General features: G+C 64.3%; 16 protein-coding genes. 12 read left to right on the plus strand and 4 right to left on the minus strand.

The window, feature by feature from the left end; translation table 11 throughout:
• Positions 1–45 precede the first annotated feature (45 nt).
• Both BAU06_RS10160 and BAU06_RS10165 read left to right on the plus strand, forming a co-directional pair.
• Positions 46–861 (plus strand): siderophore-interacting protein, encoded by an 816-nt coding sequence (locus tag BAU06_RS10160; RefSeq protein ID WP_066348152.1) that lies wholly within the window; start codon positions 46–48, stop codon positions 859–861.
• Between the two features lie 106 nt (positions 862–967).
• The gene (locus BAU06_RS10165; RefSeq protein WP_066348154.1) at positions 968–1,696 is read left to right on the plus strand and encodes a hypothetical protein; all 729 of its coding nucleotides are present in this window, start codon (positions 968–970) and stop codon (positions 1,694–1,696) included.
• Positions 1,697–1,744: 48 nt separating this feature from the next.
• Here BAU06_RS10165 and BAU06_RS10170 read toward each other — a convergent pair whose 3' ends face one another.
• The gene (locus BAU06_RS10170; protein WP_197509477.1) at positions 1,745–2,752 is read right to left on the minus strand and encodes a Bug family tripartite tricarboxylate transporter substrate binding protein; all 1,008 of its coding nucleotides are present in this window, start codon (positions 2,750–2,752) and stop codon (positions 1,745–1,747) included.
• Between the two features lie 343 nt (positions 2,753–3,095).
• On the opposite strand from BAU06_RS10170, the gene BAU06_RS10175 reads away from it, so the two are divergent.
• From BAU06_RS10175 to BAU06_RS10185, 3 genes are all read left to right on the plus strand, one after another.
• On the plus strand, positions 3,096–5,177 hold the full coding sequence (locus BAU06_RS10175; RefSeq protein WP_066358743.1) for a TonB-dependent siderophore receptor: 2,082 nt from the start codon (positions 3,096–3,098) through the stop codon (positions 5,175–5,177).
• Between the two features lie 111 nt (positions 5,178–5,288).
• Complete coding sequence (locus BAU06_RS10180; protein ID WP_066348155.1) at positions 5,289–6,275, plus strand: Bug family tripartite tricarboxylate transporter substrate binding protein; 987 nt, start codon at positions 5,289–5,291, stop codon at positions 6,273–6,275.
• A 160-nt stretch (positions 6,276–6,435) separates the two neighbouring features.
• Positions 6,436–7,239, plus strand: a complete 804-nt coding sequence (locus BAU06_RS10185; RefSeq protein WP_066348162.1) for an SDR family NAD(P)-dependent oxidoreductase — start codon at positions 6,436–6,438, stop codon at positions 7,237–7,239.
• Here the strand turns inward: BAU06_RS10185 and BAU06_RS10190 are convergent.
• Positions 7,226–8,227 carry a LysR family transcriptional regulator gene (locus BAU06_RS10190; RefSeq protein ID WP_082993603.1) on the minus strand — a complete coding sequence of 334 codons (1,002 nt, stop codon included), beginning with the start codon at positions 8,225–8,227 and terminating at the stop codon, positions 7,226–7,228. The two genes, BAU06_RS10185 and BAU06_RS10190, sit on opposite strands and share 14 nt — an antisense overlap.
• Before the next feature lie 265 nt (positions 8,228–8,492).
• On the opposite strand from BAU06_RS10190, the gene BAU06_RS10195 reads away from it, so the two are divergent.
• Both BAU06_RS10195 and BAU06_RS10200 read left to right on the plus strand, forming a co-directional pair.
• Positions 8,493–8,825 carry a thioredoxin family protein gene (locus BAU06_RS10195; RefSeq protein WP_066348168.1) on the plus strand — a complete coding sequence of 111 codons (333 nt, stop codon included), beginning with the start codon at positions 8,493–8,495 and terminating at the stop codon, positions 8,823–8,825.
• A gap of 57 nt (positions 8,826–8,882) precedes the next feature.
• Positions 8,883–9,578, plus strand: a complete 696-nt coding sequence (locus tag BAU06_RS10200) for a potassium channel family protein (protein WP_066348171.1) — start codon at positions 8,883–8,885, stop codon at positions 9,576–9,578.
• A gap of 44 nt (positions 9,579–9,622) precedes the next feature.
• Here the strand turns inward: BAU06_RS10200 and BAU06_RS10205 are convergent, their stop codons facing one another.
• Complete coding sequence (locus tag BAU06_RS10205; protein ID WP_066348173.1) at positions 9,623–9,901, minus strand: BrnA antitoxin family protein; 279 nt, start codon at positions 9,899–9,901, stop codon at positions 9,623–9,625.
• Positions 9,902–9,979: 78 nt separating this feature from the next.
• Positions 9,980–11,368 carry an MFS transporter gene (locus BAU06_RS10210; protein WP_066348178.1) on the minus strand — a complete coding sequence of 463 codons (1,389 nt, stop codon included), beginning with the start codon at positions 11,366–11,368 and terminating at the stop codon, positions 9,980–9,982.
• Positions 11,369–11,610: 242 nt separating this feature from the next.
• On the opposite strand from BAU06_RS10210, the gene BAU06_RS10215 reads away from it, so the two are divergent.
• The 5 genes from BAU06_RS10215 (at position 11,611) to BAU06_RS10230 (ending at position 16,814) form a co-directional block, all read left to right on the plus strand.
• A complete protein-coding gene (locus tag BAU06_RS10215) occupies positions 11,611–13,152 on the plus strand; it encodes a sulfatase (RefSeq protein WP_066348182.1) in 1,542 nt (513 codons plus the stop codon).
• Positions 13,149–13,901, plus strand: a complete 753-nt coding sequence (locus BAU06_RS10220; protein ID WP_066348184.1) for a GntR family transcriptional regulator — start codon at positions 13,149–13,151, stop codon at positions 13,899–13,901. Before BAU06_RS10215 ends, BAU06_RS10220 begins: the two co-directional genes overlap by 4 nt.
• Positions 13,902–13,957: 56 nt before the next feature.
• Entirely contained in the window at positions 13,958–14,929 is a 972-nt protein-coding gene (locus tag BAU06_RS10225) for a Bug family tripartite tricarboxylate transporter substrate binding protein (RefSeq protein ID WP_197509478.1), read from the plus strand.
• Between the two features lie 470 nt (positions 14,930–15,399).
• A complete protein-coding gene (locus tag BAU06_RS26595; RefSeq protein WP_156770205.1) occupies positions 15,400–15,561 on the plus strand; it encodes a hypothetical protein in 162 nt (53 codons plus the stop codon).
• Positions 15,562–15,638: 77 nt separating this feature from the next.
• A complete protein-coding gene (locus BAU06_RS10230; RefSeq protein ID WP_082993604.1) occupies positions 15,639–16,814 on the plus strand; it encodes a radical SAM protein in 1,176 nt (391 codons plus the stop codon).
• Positions 16,815–16,862: the final 48 nt, after the last annotated feature.

Here is a 16,862-nt window from a genome sequence, read left to right on the forward strand (position 1 = left end):
CGCGATGCGCCCGCGCACCCTCGCTCATTCAAAGGTTTTCTTCTCATGACCCAACCAGATCTTTCCGTCCAGCGTGTGCGCCACGAACTGAAAATGCGATTGCTGCAGGTCGTGCGCACCCGGCTGGTCTCGCCCCAATTGCTGTGCGTCACCTTGTCAGGCCCCGACATGGAAGGCTTCCGCTCCGCTTCCTTCGACGATCACGTCAAGGTGTTCTTTCCCGAGCCCGACCAGGACAAGCCCGTGCTGCCCATCGTCGGCCCGCAGGGCATCTCCATGCCGCCCGGTGTGCCGCGTCCGGCGGCGCGCGACTACACGCCGCGTCGCCATGACCCCATTGCCGGCGAGCTCGATATCGAATTCGTCCTGCACGGCGATGGCCCCGCTTCCAGCTGGGCGGCGCAGGCGCGGCCCGGCAAATTCCTGGGCGTGGGCGGGCCGCGCGGCTCTTTCATCGTGCCGATGGGCTTCGACTGGCACTTGCTGATCGGCGACGAAACCGCCTTGCCGGCCATCGCGCGCCGCATAGAGGAGTTGCCGGCCTCCACGCGCGTCATCGCCATCATCGAGGTCGCCCAGGCCGCGGCCGAAGTCGCGTTGCCGCGGCGCGAGGGATTGTCCGTTCAATGGCTGCATCGCAATCACGCGCCGGCGGGCGACCCCACGCTGCTGGAACAGGCGGCGCGACAGGTGGAATTGCCCGCCGGTGAGGGCTACGTCTGGGCGGCCGCCGAATCCGCCGCCGCCAAGGCGGTACGCCGCGTCATGGTGGAAGAGCGCGGCGTAGCCAAGACGCGCATCCGTGCCTCCAGCTATTGGAAGCGCGGAGCCGCCGCGGTGCACGAAACGCTCGAGGACTGAGCCATGTCCCGCCGCCATTGGAAGCGATGCCATTAAACGGCTCTTAAAACACGTCCGCTAAAACTTCGCGCATCCGTCATCCTGGATACGCAAAGTCCGGCAAGCCATGCAGCAGACCTCTTACCGCCGCGAATTCTTCGATCTGCAACTCCTGTTCGCGCGCGCGGCCAGCCGTTGTTCCGGCATGCCCCTGGCCCAGGCCTTGATGGAATACACCAATCTGTATATCCGCTTCGGCCTGGGGCGGGACTTCGATCCCGGCCACCCCGTATGGCGGGAATACCTTGAAGGCCTCCGCGATACCGGCGACCTGGATGCATGGACATACGCCTTCTACCAATCCCGGCTGCCGGAAACCGGCGTACCCGATATCGTCGACCGCGTGGGCTGCTTCTCCTACGCACGGCTGCGGTCCGGCGCGATCCACATCCATTTCGGCAATGCGGAAGAGGATGGCGTCTCGCCCTTGAAGGCCGGGCGCTACCAATGCCGCATGGGGGAACTGCGGCTGCTCTTCGCGCGGATCCGGGAACGCGAGGATCCCTCCACCCAGGTGCACGGCACGTCCTGGCTATACAACCTGCCCGCCTATCGGCGCCTCTTCCCCACGCGCTACATCGCTTCCGCCGTCGACGTGGACGGCAAGTTCCGCAATATGTCCTTGTGGGGCCAATTCATCGGCCGCGGCGGGGAAATCCGGCCGGCGCCCGCCAATGCCTTCAAGGCCCGGATCGCGATGCGGACCTCCCTGGACGGCCTGCGGCGTTGCTTTCCCTTGCGGGCGCTGGCGGTCCACGCACCGGTGCAGGATTTCTACGCGTTCCACGCCTTATAGCCATGGTCCTTCGGCCGCCGCGCGGTTGGCGGCGGCCTGTCGCGGTGGCTATTCGGCGTGCAGATTGGCCCGCCGCACCACCTCTCCCCAGCGCTTTTCCTCGGCCACGATGAAAGCGGCGAAGTCCGCCGGACCGGCGCCCGACACTTCGCTGGAGTCCTGCGCCAGCCTTAGCCGCACCGATTCCGACGCCAGGGCCGCATGCGCCGCCTTGTTCAGGCGCGCGATGGCGGACGCCGGCGTGCCGGCTGGCGCCAGCAAGCCGAACCATTGCGAGCTCTCGAATCCCGGATAGCCCGATTCCGCCACGGTCGGCACATCGGGAATGGCATCCAGCCGGCGGGATGAACCCACCGCGATGATCTTCACGCGGCCGGACTCCGCCTGCGGCAACAGTCCCGGCAAACCGGCGGATGCCGCATCGATATTGCCGGCCAGCAGGTCCTGCAGCTGTGCGCCGGTTCCTTTGTAGGGGACGTGCACGACATCGATGCCGGTGGCGGTTTTCAGCATCTCGAAGGCCAGGTGGCCGGCGCTGCCGTTGCCCGCGGAACCATAGTTCAGCTTGCCCGGCTCTTTCTTCGCCAGCGCCACAAAGCTCGCCAGGTCGTTCGCCGGCACGCGGGCGTTCAAGGCGAACACCATGGGCAGTTTCGCCAGCAGGATGATGGGCGCGAAGTCCTTGGTGGGGCTGTAGGGCAGCTTGGGCATCATCGCCGGATTCACCGCCAGCGTGCCCACGTGGCCCAGCACCAAGGTATAGCCGTCGGGCCGGGCCCGCGCGGCCTCCACGGTCGCGATCGTGCCCTGGCCGCCGCCCTTGTTCTCCACCACGACCTGTTGTCCCAGATCGCGCGACATCTCCACGGCGACCGCGCGGGCGATCACGTCCGAGCTGCCGCCAGGGCCGTAGGGCACCAGCAGGCGGATGGGGCGGGTAGGCGTCCAATCTTCCGCGGCGGCGGGACGCAGGGCGGCCAGCGCGAGCAGCGCGGTCGCGGCCAGAACAAGCATGCGGGCGCCATGCCGGCCGCCGATGCGGGCGGTACGGGACATAGGTCTGTCTCCTCTTATAGGTTTCCTGGGACTAACGATGCGCCGCTTTCAGGACGGCAGGGCGCATGATGCGCAACACTGGCGTCCCGCGTAAAGCGCAAAGAGTCGAAGCTTTGTTGCGTCCGGCGCATGAATATGGGCGCCGGTCAAGGCCGAATATTCGATCTAATTGCGAATGGATATCAATTGCGGATAATATCGCGTCTCATTTTGAAATTGTTCAACGTCTTGTCAGCCAGGAGACTCGAAAGTGGCCTTTTCCGCCGCTCCACGCGCGCGTGCGCGCCATCGCCGTTCCCCCGCCACCGCCCTGACCGTGCTCGCCGCCGCCATAGGCGTCGGCATGTCCGGCCAGGCCCGCGCGCAGGGCGCGAGCAGCGATAGCGCTTCATCGCAAGTCGCGCAGATGCCCACCGTCAGCATCCAGGCGACCGCCGTGGACGATGACACCCTGGTGCATCTGCAGACGCCCGTGAACACCGGCGCACTGGGTAATCGCACCCAGCTGGAGACGCCGTTCTCCACCACGGTCGTGACGGCGCAGGACATCGAAGACCGCCAGGTCAACAAGCTGGGCGACGTCTTCGCGCTGGACGCATCGGTTTCCGACAACAGCGCCGCCTATGGCGCCTGGGCCAGCTACCTGACCGTACGCGGCCTGCCGCTGGACTGGCAGAATTCCTATCGCATCGACGGCAAGCCTTTCCTGAGCTACGTCACCGTGCTGCCGTACGAGCACTTCGAACGCATCGAGCTGCTGAAGGGCGCGTCCGGCTTCATGTATGGCTTCGGCACGCCGGGCGGGCTGGTCAACTACGTCACCAAGAAGCCGACGGACGAGCCGGTACGCCAACTGGACCTGGGCTATATCTCGCCGGGTGTCTTCAGCGAACACGTCGATATCGGCGGCCGCGCCGGCCCCGGCGGCGCCTTCGGCTATCGCCTGAACGCCACGCACCAGGGCGGCACCACCTACAACGACGGGTCCTTGAACCGTAATTCCCTGTCGCTGGCGCTGGACGCGCGGCTGACCGAAAAGCTGACCTGGGATTTCCAGTCCATCGTGCAGAACCGCAACGCCTGGGACCAGGAGCCCACGATCTACGCGGGCCAGATGGTGGGAGACCGCCTGCCCAGCCCGGTGCGCAACGACGACGATACCCTGGTGGGCAAGGGCACCTATGCCAAGAACAAGTTCCGTTTCTATTCGACGGGACTGACCTACAAGCTGAACTCCGATTGGACCGTCAGCACCAACTACAGCTACAGCAGCACGCGCACGCGCCGCAACGAATCGGTGCTGTACCTGCTGGATTCCTACGGCAATTACGACGACTATCATTCCGACTACGGCGAGGCCTATGCCTACAATCAGTGGCAAGGCATGGTGCAGGGCAAGTTCGCCACCGGGCCCTTGCAGCACCAGGTGGTGTTGGGCGCCTCGTGGCAGAAGCAGAAGAACGACTACAGCGCCAACGGCTTCTACGGCCTGATCGGTCCGGGCAATCTGTACAGGCAGAACACCAATGCCTATTACAGCGAAGGCTCGCTCGACCTGTACCGCGCGGCGGAAATCACGCAGAAAGCCGTGTTCGTCAGCGACACCATAGACCTGACCCACGGCTGGTCGGTGCTGGGCGGCATCCGCTACACCGACTACAGCCAGACCGGCTTCAACCCGGACGGCACGCGCGCCTCGAACTACGACAAGAACGGCGTTCCCACGCCCACCGTGGCCCTGATGTACAAGCTCGCGCCGCAGACCATGGCCTATGCCAGCTATATGGAGTCGCTGGAGCCGGGCTCCTCCGTGGGCGCGACCTACACCAATTTCGGCGACCTGCTGGACCCGCTGAAGAGCAAGCAGTACGAGGTCGGCATCAAGACCCAGCAAGAAGACTGGGCCGCCACCGCGGCCGTCTTCCGCATCGAGAAGAAAGCGGAATACGCCAACGCCGAGAACGAACTCGTGCAGAACGGCAAGTCGATCTTCCAGGGCGTGGAGCTGGCCGGTTCGGCGCGCGTGGCGCGTGACTGGAACATTGGCACCAGCCTGATGTTCCTGGAATCGGAATACCGCAAGGGCTCCGCCTACATCGGCAATCGCGTCGCCGGCGCGCCCAAGTTCGTCGCCGCGGCGCAGGTGACCTACAACGTCCCCGCGGTGCCGGGCCTGAAGCTGCGCGCGGATGCCAAGTACACGGGCGCCACCATGCTGGGCGCGTCCAACGACGTCAAGGTGGACGACTACACCATCGCCAACATCGGCGCGATCTACGACACCCGCATCAACGGCTACGACACGACCTTCCGGGCGGGCATCAATAACGTCGCCAACAAGAAGTACTGGCTGTTCCAGTCCTCGGACTACGTAAAGGCCGGCGACCCGCGCAGCTTCCTGGTCAGCGCCAGCGTGCGCTTTTGAACGAAGGTTTTCCCAACTTTCAAACCACGGGAGCCACGGTTTCCTAGAATGCTCGTGAATAAAGGCCGCGGGACGCGATCCCGCGGCCGGAGCATTTCCCAGGAGACAAATATGCTGGCTTTGCGTTGGAAGTCCGTGTTGGCCGTCGCGGCGATGTCCGCGGCGCAATGGCTGGTCCCCGCGATCGCGCAGGGGGCCGATGCCTATCCCTCCCGTCCCATCCATTTGATCGTGCCGTTTACGCCTGGCGGCGGCACCGATACGCTGGCGCGCGTGCTGGCGCAGCAGATGGGCGAGTCCCTGCACGCCACCGTCATCACCGAAAACCGGCCGGGCGCGGGCACGGTGGTCGGTTCCGACTATGTCGCGCGCAGCAATCCCGACGGCTATACGGTGCTGCTGACCACTTCGGCGCACGCGATCAACCAGACGCTGGTTCCCAAGCTTCCCTATGCGGTGGAGAAGAACTTCGCCTCCATCGCGCTGGTGGGCCAGGCGCCCAATGTGCTGGTCGTGCGGCCGGATAGCCGCTTCAAGACCGTGCAGGACATCGTCGCCTACGCCAAGGCGCATCCCGGCAAGCTGACCTATGGGTCTTCCGGCACCGGCACCGCCGTGCACCTGGCCGCGGAGCTGTTCAAGAGCACGGCGCACATCGACCTGACCCACGTGCCGTACAAGGGCGCCAATCCCGCCATGACGGACCTGCTGGGCGGGCAGATCGATATGTTCTTCGGTACGTCCGGGGCCGTGTCGCCGCTGGTCAAGGCCGGCAAGCTGCGCGCCATCGCGGTGACCAGCGCCAAGCCCTCGCCGGCATGGCCCGGCATCCCCACCATCGCGGAATCGGGCTATCCCGGCTATGTCGCCGACGTCTGGTACGGCTTGTTCGCCGCCGCCGGCACGCCGGCGCCCATCATCGAGAAACTGAACCAGGCCGTGAACGCGGCGGTGCGCTCCGACCTGTACAAACAGCGCATGGCGAGCGAAGGACTGGACAGCCCGCCCAGCACGCCGGCGCAGCTGGATGCCTACGTGCACCAGGAGGTCCTGCGTTGGCGCAAGGTCATCCAGGACGGGCACATCACGGCCGGCTGACGGCATTCGCGGCGCACGCTTCCCGGGCGGTGCGGCACGCCGCGGGCCAGGAGCCGCGCAAGGAAGACGCGCACGGCGACACGGCAAGCCGTCGCGGCAAAGGACAAGCGCAGGGAAACACCGCCGGAACACTCCGGAGTCGAACGATATGGGTACAGGTATGGACAGGAAAAAACGGCTGGACGGCAAGGTTTGCATCATCGTGGGCGGCGGCCAGCAGCCCGGCGGCACCATAGGCAATGGGCGCGCCACGGCGGAGCGCTTCGCGGAGGAAGGCGCCACCTTGCTGGTGGTGGACATCAATTCCGAGTGGGCGCGGGACACGCTGGACGCCGTGCGCAAATTCGGCGGAGAGGCTTCCCTGCTGCAGGCCGACATCACGCGGGAAGACCAATGCCAGGCGATCGCCCGTACCTGCGTCGACCGCTACGGCCGCATCGACGTCCTGCACAACAACGTCGGCCGCTCCACCGGGGACCGCAAGACGACGGACCTGGACGCGGACACCTGGGATTCCATCATGGCCATGAACCTGAAGGGCATGTTCATGACCTGCAAGCACGTGCTTCCCCACATGATCGAACGCAAGTCGGGCTGCATCATCAATATCTCGTCGACTTCCTCGCTGGCGGCGCGTCCGACGCTGACCTACAAGACCAGCAAGGGCGCGGTCAACACCATGACCCAGCACCTGGCCATGGAGAACGCCGCGCATGGCATACGCGCCAACGCCATCCTGCCCGGCCTGATCGACACGCCCATGGCCATCGAGCGGCGCGCCCGCGAACGCGGCGTCCCGCGCGAACAGGTCCGGGCCGAGCGCGATGCGCTGGTGCCGCTGGGACATATGGGCTCGGCGTGGGACGTGGCGAACGCCGCCGTGTTTTTAGCGTCGGACGAGGCCAGCTATATCACCGGCGTGCTGCTGCCGGTGGATGGCGGCCTGCTGGTCAAGCGGGGCTGATGCGGCTGGAGACCTTGCGAGAAGGACCGGGGGCTTTCCCGGCCGGCAGCGGGCCCCGCGATCCTTTCCCCGCCGGGCGTCCCTTGCGCGCATCGCCTGCCTGGTTGGCGGCGCAGCGCGCCAGATGGTCGAACAGATCGCGGGCGCCGGCTTCCATCGCGTTCAGGTCGCGCACGCACATATACATGTCGCGGCTCGCCCAGGCATCGGACAGCGGCAGCCAGCTGATGCTCAGTTGCGCCACATGACTGCGGGCGATGATCTCCGGCACGATACCCAGTCCCAGGCCTTCCGCCACCATGCGGCAGCGCGCCTCGTAACTGGAAACCTGGCTGCGCACGATGGGCGGCCGCGACAGCGTGCTGCCCGCCAGCTCCAGGAAGCGCTCCAGCGCATGGCGCGGGAAGTAGCCCAGGAACTGATAGTCCAGTGCGTCCTCCAGGGCCAGGGTTTTCCTCTTCTCCAGCGGATGGCCGCGCGGCACCACCAGTCCCACGCGGTCGCTGCGGTACTTGACGGAATGCAGGCCGGGCGAGGGCGCTTCCGCGTGATAGATGCCGACCTCCGCCTCGCCGTTGGAAACCATCCGCGGGATATCCGGACTGTATGCCTCGATCAAATCCACGTGGGAATCCGGGTGGCGCCGCAGAAAGGCGCTGATATCGCCGGGCAGGAATTGCACCGTGGTCGACGGGTTGGCGGCCAGGCGTATCTTGGGAACGCCGTGCCGGGAATAGGCCGCCAGGGCGTCGTGGGCCTGCGCCACGCCGCGCAGGATGGCCTTGGCCCGCTGGTACAGCATCGCGCCGGCCGGTGTGGGCTCGACGCCGCGGCCGTGCCGGCGCAGCAGCACCGTGCCCGTCTGGCGTTCCAGCTCGCTGATGCGCTTGCTGACGGCCGAGATAACCAGGTTGCCGCTTTCCGCGGCGCGCGACAGGCTGCCGGCTTCGACAGCGGCGACGAACATTTCGAGCAGGGGGATATCCACGGCGTGCCTACAGCGCTGAAGGATGGAAGAGGGTGGCGCCGGCCCGCCACGATGGCCGATTGGCCGATTCCGGCGCATGCCCGGCGCCGCTATTGTAAGGACAGGGCATCGCCGGGCGGGTGCCCGGCGCCGATCCCGATGTCCTTGTCCTCGCCCGGCGGAAGGCCGTCGCAAAGTGGTCCATAATGGATGGACACCAGGCCGCTTCGCGTCCGTCGCCATGATGCGGAAGATGCGGCCCGCTCACCGCCGGAGGTATATCGCCATGTTCCAGGACTTCGATCCCGACCGTCCCGAACCCAGCCGCGACGCCGTGGACGCCATGAAGGGGGCCGCGGTGCTCGAATTCGGCGCCAACTGGTGCCCCATCTGCCAAGGCGCGCAGCCCATCATCAAACAAGCGCTGGCCCGGCACGCCGACGTCCGGCACATCAAGGTGGAAGACGGCAAGGGCAAGCCATTGGGCCGTTCCTACAAGGTCAAGCTGTGGCCCACATTGATCTTTTTGCGGGATGGACAGGAGATCGCGCGGCTGGTGCGGCCGGACAATCTGCGGGCCATCGAAGACGCCGTCTCCGGCCTGCACGCCGGCGGCTGAGGGACCCGGCCATCCGGGAATCGAACACTACGCGCCGGGCCGGGGCGGGAGGAGAACATGCCACGTTCGAGACGATGGCTGGAAGGCGCCGCCATGGTGCGCCTGGGCAGTATGGCCACATTGCTGTTCGTCCTGGTGCTGAGCGTGTTCATCGCGCCGGTCGCCGTGCCGCCGGATTCGGGCATCGGCCAGATCGTGGAGGACATCCTCATTTCCCTGATTCTGATCAGCGGCGCCATCGCGGTATCGGACCGGCGGCTGGCCTTCGTGCCGCTGGTGCTGGTGGCGCTGGTCGTCATCGCCGTGCGCTGGGCGGGGTGGTTCCTGCCGGCCGGATTCACCCCGGAAATGCGCGCCATCGCCTTGCTGTTCGCGCTGCTGATGCTGGCGTGCATCATCGGCGTCAAGGTGTTCGGCAAGGGCGCGAAGGTGCGCGACCGTCTTTTTGGCGCGATCGCCCTGTACATGCTGCTGGGCGTGATCTGGGCCGCCGCATACGAGATCGTCGGCCTGCTCGTGCCGCACGCGTTCGCGGGCATGGACGAGCAGGGCGCCATGGGATACCCGTGGGTATGGATCTACTTCAGCTTCTCCACCTTGACCACCGTCGGGTATGGCGATATCAGTCCTGTCGCGCGCGTGGCGCGGTCGCTGTCCAACCTGGAAGCGCTGATCGGCCAACTGTATCCCGCCATCGTGCTGGCGCGGCTCGTATCCTTGCAGGAGGAGGACACGAAGTCGGATGATGCGTGATGCGGGCCAACAGGATGCCACGGACGCGGCATAGTTCACCGCAACTATGCCGCCTCATGTTCATGTAGCCATTCACGCAGAGCAGCGTTCATTCGTGTCTGCCAGCCGTCACCGGTTTTGCGGAAGGCATCCACGATGTCCTGGTCATAGCGAATCGTCACTGAGATCTTCGCCGTTTCCAATGGCGGGCGTCCCATACGCTTGGCCCGCTTCGCTTCGGCCGAACCGAATTCCATCGTGTCCGGATCGGCGTCGATTCCCCTCTGGATAGTTGCGTCTTCATCGGGGGTGGGCAGAATGGTCCCTGGTTTAAGTTTCGGCATAGCGTTTCACTTCCTGGAGTTCGCTCGGCGCGGCGACTTCTCGTGGTGACGAATACTGCCACTTCGCGTCCTGGGGCATCAAGCCGCCTTCGGGCCTTGCCGGACGGCGGCCAGCCGCGTCCCATCCAACCGCCGCCACACCAGCGCCGACAGCCAGGTGATCAGCCCCACGCACACGAAAGACCATGCGAAGGCCGGCTCCAGGTGCCGTTCGGGCCCCGCCAGCAGCGTGACCAGCGCGCCGCCCACGGTTACGCCCAGCCCCATCGCCACCATCTGGAACATCGCGAAAAGGCTGTTGCCGGCGCCCGCCTGCTGCGGGGTCAATGACGTCAGCGCGACGCTGTTCATGGCCGAGTACTGCATGGAGTTGCCCAGGCCGAAGGCGGCCAGCTGGACGATCTGCAGCCACAGGGGCCAGTCGCGCGAGAACAGCGCGAAAGAAATGATCCAGAAGCCGACGAACAAGGTATTGAAGATAAGAAAGCGCGGGTAGCCATAGCGCTTGATCATGGGCGCTACCCAGGATTTGGAGACCGCGCCGGCGGCGGCCACGGGGACCAGCATCAAGCCCGAGTGCAGGGGGGTATACCCCATGCCCAGCTGCATCATCAACGGCAGCAGGAACGGCACCGCGGCCGCGCCGATCCGGCAGACCAGGTTGCCCGCGATGCCGACGGCGTAGTTCGTTTCGCGGAACAGGCTCAAGGGGAACAGCGGGTTGCTGCGGCCGCGCGCGTGCAGGTAGTAGCCCAGCGCCGACAGTGCGCTGAGCGCGAGCAGGGCAGTCGCCCAGGCGCCCCTGTGCGATTCGGCCGGAAGGTCCAGCGCCGTCGAGAAAGCCACCAGGCAGGCCGCCAGCAGCACACAGCCGACAAAGTCGAAAGGCGGCGTGTCTTCCCGCACACCCGCCGGCATATGGTGCCGGACGGCCCACATCCCGATCAGTCCCACCGGCACGTTGATCAGGAAGATCCAGTGCCAGCTCAGCGTTTCCACGAACACGCCGCCCAGCACGGGCCCGAAGATGGGCCCGATCTGCCCGCCTATGGCGATGAACGCCAGGGCCGATATGAACTCCGAAGGCGATACCGTACGCAGCACCGTCAGCCGCCCGACGGGCAGCAGCATGGATGCCCCCGCGCCCTGGACCACGCGCGCCATCACAAGTTGCGTGGGTGTGGCGGAGCAGGCGCAAAGAAAGGACCCCAGCACGAAGGCCAGGATGGCGGTGAAGTAAACCTTGCGGCTGCCATAGCGATCCGCCAGCCAGCCCGAGGCCGGCATGATCATCGCCATGGTGATCATGTAGGCGACCACCACTGGCTTCAGCGTCAGCGGGGGAACCCCCAGGTCCCTGGCGATGGCCGGCAAGGCGGTGTTGACGATGGTGGTGTCCAGCGTCTGCATGAAAAAACCGGAGGCAACGATCCAGAGTAAAGGGGCGTGGGCGTTGGATCGTGGCATTGCGTCTCTAGGCTGGGAAGGGAAGGCACGGCGGAAGGGCCGCGCGCTCGGCCATCGAGCGGCGGCCCTGTACTCATCCGTGGAAGGGAAGTGGAACGGTATCGATCTTAATTCGGCGCTCCTGAATCTAGCCTGTGCGACCGGCCGGGCCAGGGCCACGTGCCGACACCCCCGGCGGTTGACCGGCCTGCCGCGAGTCCATACTATATCGTATATGATCGATAGTGTATAAGGCAGGTCGCATGAAGGTCGTTTTTCTGCTGTTCGACTCGCTTAACCGCCACGCCCTGTCCTGTTACGGCAAGACCGGCGTCCCCACGCCCAATTTCGACCGCCTGGCCGCTCGTTCCGTCACGTTCGATTCGCACTTCGTCGGCAGCCTTCCTTGCCTGCCCGCGCGGCGCGACATCCAGACCGGCCGGCTCAACTTCCTGCACCGGGGCTGGGGGCCGCTGGAGCCCTTCGACCATTCCCTGGCCGGCATGCTGCGCGACAGCGGCGTCTATACCCACCTGATCACCGACCACTATCACTATTTCGAGGACGGCGGCGCGGGCTTTCATGGCCGCTACTCGTCCTGGGAATTCATCCGGGGCCAGGAAAAAGACAAATGGCGGCCCGCCTTGAACCCGAACACCGCGGCCTACGCGGAGCGCTATCACGAGCGCATGCAGGACTTCTCGGACGACATCAATTCCAAGCTGCCGTATTTCGTGAACCGGGAATACCTGGAGTCGCGGGGCGACTTCCCGATGGCGCAGTGCTTCGATTCGGCCAACGAATTCCTGCAGGCGCATCACGCGCAGGACGCATGGCTGCTGCATCTGGAATGCTTCGATCCGCACGAGCCTTTCTTCGCCCCGGAGCAGTTCCTGCGGGACTTTCCGGAGGCGCTGGGCGGCAAGGTGTTCGACTGGCCCGCCTACGGCCGCGTCGATATCGATCCCGCGCTGTTGAAGACGCTGCGCGCCAACTACCACGCGCTGGTGCAGGCCTGCGACCATTACCTGGGTACCTTGCTGGACACCTTCGATCGCCTGGATATGTGGAAGGACACGTGGCTGGTCATGTCCACCGACCATGGCCTGCTGCTGGGCGAGAAGGAATACCTGGGCAAGAATCGCCCGCCGTTCTTCAACGAGGTGGCGCATATCCCGCTGACGATCGCGGCGCCTCCTTCATCGGGCATCCAGCCGCGCCACGAGGCGGCCCTGACTCAGACCATAGACCTGATGCCCACCATGCTGGACATCTTCCGACGGCCCATCCCGGCCGAAGTCACCGGCCATAGCCTGCTGCCGCTGATGCGCGACGGCAGGGCGGTGCGCCCCGCCGATGGCGCGGTGCCCGGCGCGATCTACGGTCAATTCGGAGCCGCCATCAACTACACCGATGGCCGCTATACCTACTTCCTGTACCCGGCCGTTCCTTTCGAGACCGACCTGTTCCAGTACACGCTGATGCCGGCGCATATGCGTACCTTCTTCGAAGCCAAGGAATTCGAGGGCGCGCAGCTGGTGGATCCCTTGCCGTTCACCCAGGGGTATCCGGTGATGAGACTGCCCATGCGCGCCGACGCCAAGGCGAACATGACGCGACGCTATCCGCTGCTGGAAGCCAAGACCGCCTTGTACGACCTGGATAACGATCCCGAGCAACGACGGCCGCTGGACGCGCCCGAAATCGAACAGCGCATGCGCGCGGCGGTCGCCGCGCAACTGCGCGCCAACAATGCGCCCGCGGAAATGTTTCGCCGCTACGGCCTGACGGATATGCAGCCGTGAACAGCCGCCGATCCGAACTGAATATCGTCCAGCCCAAAAGCCTGGCCGACCAGATCCACGCGGAAGTCCAGCGGCTGATCGCGGCGGGCGCCTTCCAGCCCGGCACGTCCATCGGCATCGCGGAACTGGCGCGGCGCTGCGGCGTCAGCCAGACACCGGTGCGCGAAGCCCTGGCACGGCTGGCGGCGGAAGGGCAGTTGGTCTTCACCCGCAATATCGGCTACCGGCTGCCCGAAGCGCCCACGATGAAGCAGTACACCGACTGGGCCGTGGCGCGCGTCGTGGTCGAGTCCAACGCGCTGCTGTACATCCTCGGCCCCATCGACACGCGGCTGCTGGACGAGGCGCAGCGGATCAATGAGCAGATCCGCTCGTCCGACTTCGGCACCACGGCGGCCGGCATCCGGAAATTCAGCGAACTGAACTGGCGCTTTCATGCCGCCCTGATCGGACTGGCCCGCAACGACATGCTTACCGAGGTGCACGCGCGTCTCTACGCGTCCCCGCAGTTCTCGCGGATTTTCCTGGGGCGCGGGGTAGCGAACCAGGCGGAAGTCGTGGCGGAGCACGAGCGCGTGCTGGCGGGACTGCGCCGCGGAGACCGCCGCGCCGCGGCCGATGCCTTGCGCGACCATATCGTCGATAGCCTGGAACGCGACGCGCGGCTATCCCATCTATCGGGCTCCATCCGGCGCGCGCTGCGCGGCGAGCCGCCCTTGGACGACTTGGGCGCCGCCGATAAGGACTAGGGCAGGACCAACCAAGCCGCGGTGGCAAGCGGCCATGAAAACGAGGGATGAGAGACATGTACCGACTGAAATCCATGTTGTCCGGCCTGGCTTGCGTCATGGCCGCGATGTCCCCGGCCATGGCGCAAGCCTATCCGGATCACCCCATTACGCTGGTCGTCGGTTTCCCGCCCGGCGGGGGTGTCGATCTGGTGGCGCGGCCTCTGGCGGAGCGCCTGTCCAAGCAGCTGGGCCAGCCCGTCATCGTCGAAAACCGTGGCGGCGCGGCGGGCAACATCGCCATGGACTACGTCGCCCGCTCGCGTCCGGATGGCTACACCTTGATGATGGGCAACCTGGGCATGCTGAGCGCGAATCCGCTGCTGTATCCCAACCTGAACTTCAATGTGTCGAAGAGCTTCGCGCCCGTCGCGCGCCTGGTCGTGACGCCGCTGCTGGCCGCGGTGCCCGCGAGGCTGCCGGCCACCGACATGAAGCAGTTTGTGGCCCTGGCAAAGCAGGAGCCGGGAAAGATGTTCTTCGGCTCGGGCGGGACGGGCAACATCAACCACCTTGCCGTCGAACTGCTGAAACTGCAGACCGGCGCGCAGATCACCCACGTGCCTTACAAAGGCAGCGCCCCGGCCTTGACGGCGCTGGTCGCGAATGAAGTGCAATTGGTCATCGACGGGTTCAATATCGTGCTGCCCCAGGTAAAGGGCGGCATGGCGCGGGCACTGGCGGTCACCGGGGAAAAACGCGCACCGTCCCTGCCGGATGTCCCGACCATGAAAGAGGCGGGCTATCCAGGCATGACGATCTACGGGTGGCAGGGACTTTTCGTCCCGGCGGGCACCCCGCAACCCATCGTGGACCGCCTCACCGACGAGGTCGACAAAGCCCTGAAGGATCCCGCGCTCTCGAAGCGGCTGGCCGACCAGGGCACCGACCCGGCGTTCCAGAACGCGGCGGATTTCCAGAAGTACATCGCCGCCGAACAGGAACGTTGGGGGAAGGTGATACAGACGGCGAATATCAAGGTGGAATAGGCCACGAGTGCGTCGGCGTATCGCCATGAGCGGCATAACCATCTTGACAATGGCGATGCCTACAGCCGTGATCACTCTCCGGCAGCGCTCTTATATCAGCCTGTAGTAACCGCGTGAGGCGGCATGCGGTCGTCAGCGGTCTTCATGTCCTCTCCGCATAAGTGCTGGTAAGGCCCAGATGGGCCTCCTGAGCGAGGTGAGGGATGGCTCCTGCACCTGACGTGGCTCGCAAGGCCACCATCGTAAAACAGTCTGATAACGATCATGCGACCCACAGCGGTTCTGTCGCGTAACGCAGAATCGGTCCCTGCCGTCGCAAACTATTCCTACATCGGCGGAGCGTCCTCCGGAAGGCCCCCCTTCCAGTTCTTACCGTGCAGTTGCGTCGCAAATAAACGACCCTTCTCCAGGCCCCGCAGAGACCCGCAGCTGCGGAGATACGGTTCAACGCGGGATAAAGAGCCTCAGCTATGACGACCAAAGAGATCATTCAGCACTTGGAGCAAGTCCAGCGCAATGCAGCACAAGAGGAAAAGCAGATGGAAGAAATTTCTCAGGAAGAACTAGAAAAGATATGCGGTGCGGGAGGTGTGGGAGGGTTCGCCAATGCGACTTGGTCGAAGTCCTTTTAATCGTCCATTGATAATCCTTTGATGCGATCCATGGGTCCGGCGAGACCCATGGCTACCTCAAGGGGGAGAGCGCAAGAATGCATTACGTCGAAATCATCCTGAAGGTATCTGAGCGATGTAATCTAAACTGCACGTATTGCTATTTCTTTAACAAAGAAAATAGGGACTTCGAGGGCCACCCCGCTCTTATCTCGCCAAACACTGTTCGTCACCTGGTCCGATTCCTCCGAACATCGCCCCATCAAATCTCAGAGACCGTGTTCCAAGTCGATATACACGGAGGGGAGCCACTATTGTTGGGGCCGAAACGTTTCTCCGAAATCGTGTCGATCATCGAAAACGGCTTGAGCGACGCAAAGGAAGTCCGCTTCACCGTGCAAACCAATGCGGTGTTGATAAACGAAGCGTGGATCGACGTGTTTGCACAACATAAGATATTTGTGGGGGTGAGCGTGGATGGGCCCAAAGGCCAACACGATGCGAACCGGATTGATCGGCGCGGCCGCGGGACATTTGACAGCATGGTACCGAAGATTGCGGCATTGAAGCAGGCAGCTCTTGAACGGCGAATCCCCGGTTTCGGCTCCATCAGTGTAGTAAGTCCAGCACTCGATGGGCGGGCAACCTACATATGCCTGACAAAAGAATTGCACTTCGCTCACCTGCAGTTTCTCTTTCCGGATGACACGCACGACTCCACTAATCCGGCCCTCGCGGAGGGGTTCGCGAAGTTCGTTGAGGACTTGTTTGCGTCTTGGCAAAGTGACGGGAACGACAATATCCATATAAAACTCATCGACCAGACACTCCTTGGTTTTCTGCAGGATAAGCAGTATATCGATGGCGGTCGTCGGATTAGTCCGGCTGTCGGGCGGGTAGTCTTTACCGTATCAAGCGCAGGAGACATCGGCCACGACGACACGCTTCGCAACGTCGCGCCGGAATTGTTCAAGTCCGGCATGAACGTCTCGGACGCCAACTACGCCGAATTTATCGTCTGGCATAACCGGGTGTCGAAGATACTATTTCCTCGCGACCTTGCCCCTCCGTGTGCCTCATGCGCCTGGAACAATATCTGTGAACATGTCACGCGTTCATATACGCCTCTTCACCGAATGAAAGACGGGCGTGTCGATCAACCCTCTGTGTATTGCGAGGCTTTGAAGACCGCTTACCGGAACGGTGCAGAGTATCTGGCAAAGCGGGGCCTCCCAATCCGCGAAATTTCAAAGAATCTAAACCCGGACTATTAGCGACAGGCGCAATGAAAGTTTGCAAGATACCCGCCTATTTCTTGATTT

Origin of the sequence: Bordetella bronchialis (assembly GCF_001676705.1) — a bacterium.
GTDB lineage: Bacteria > Pseudomonadota > Gammaproteobacteria > Burkholderiales > Burkholderiaceae_B > Bordetella_C > Bordetella_C bronchialis.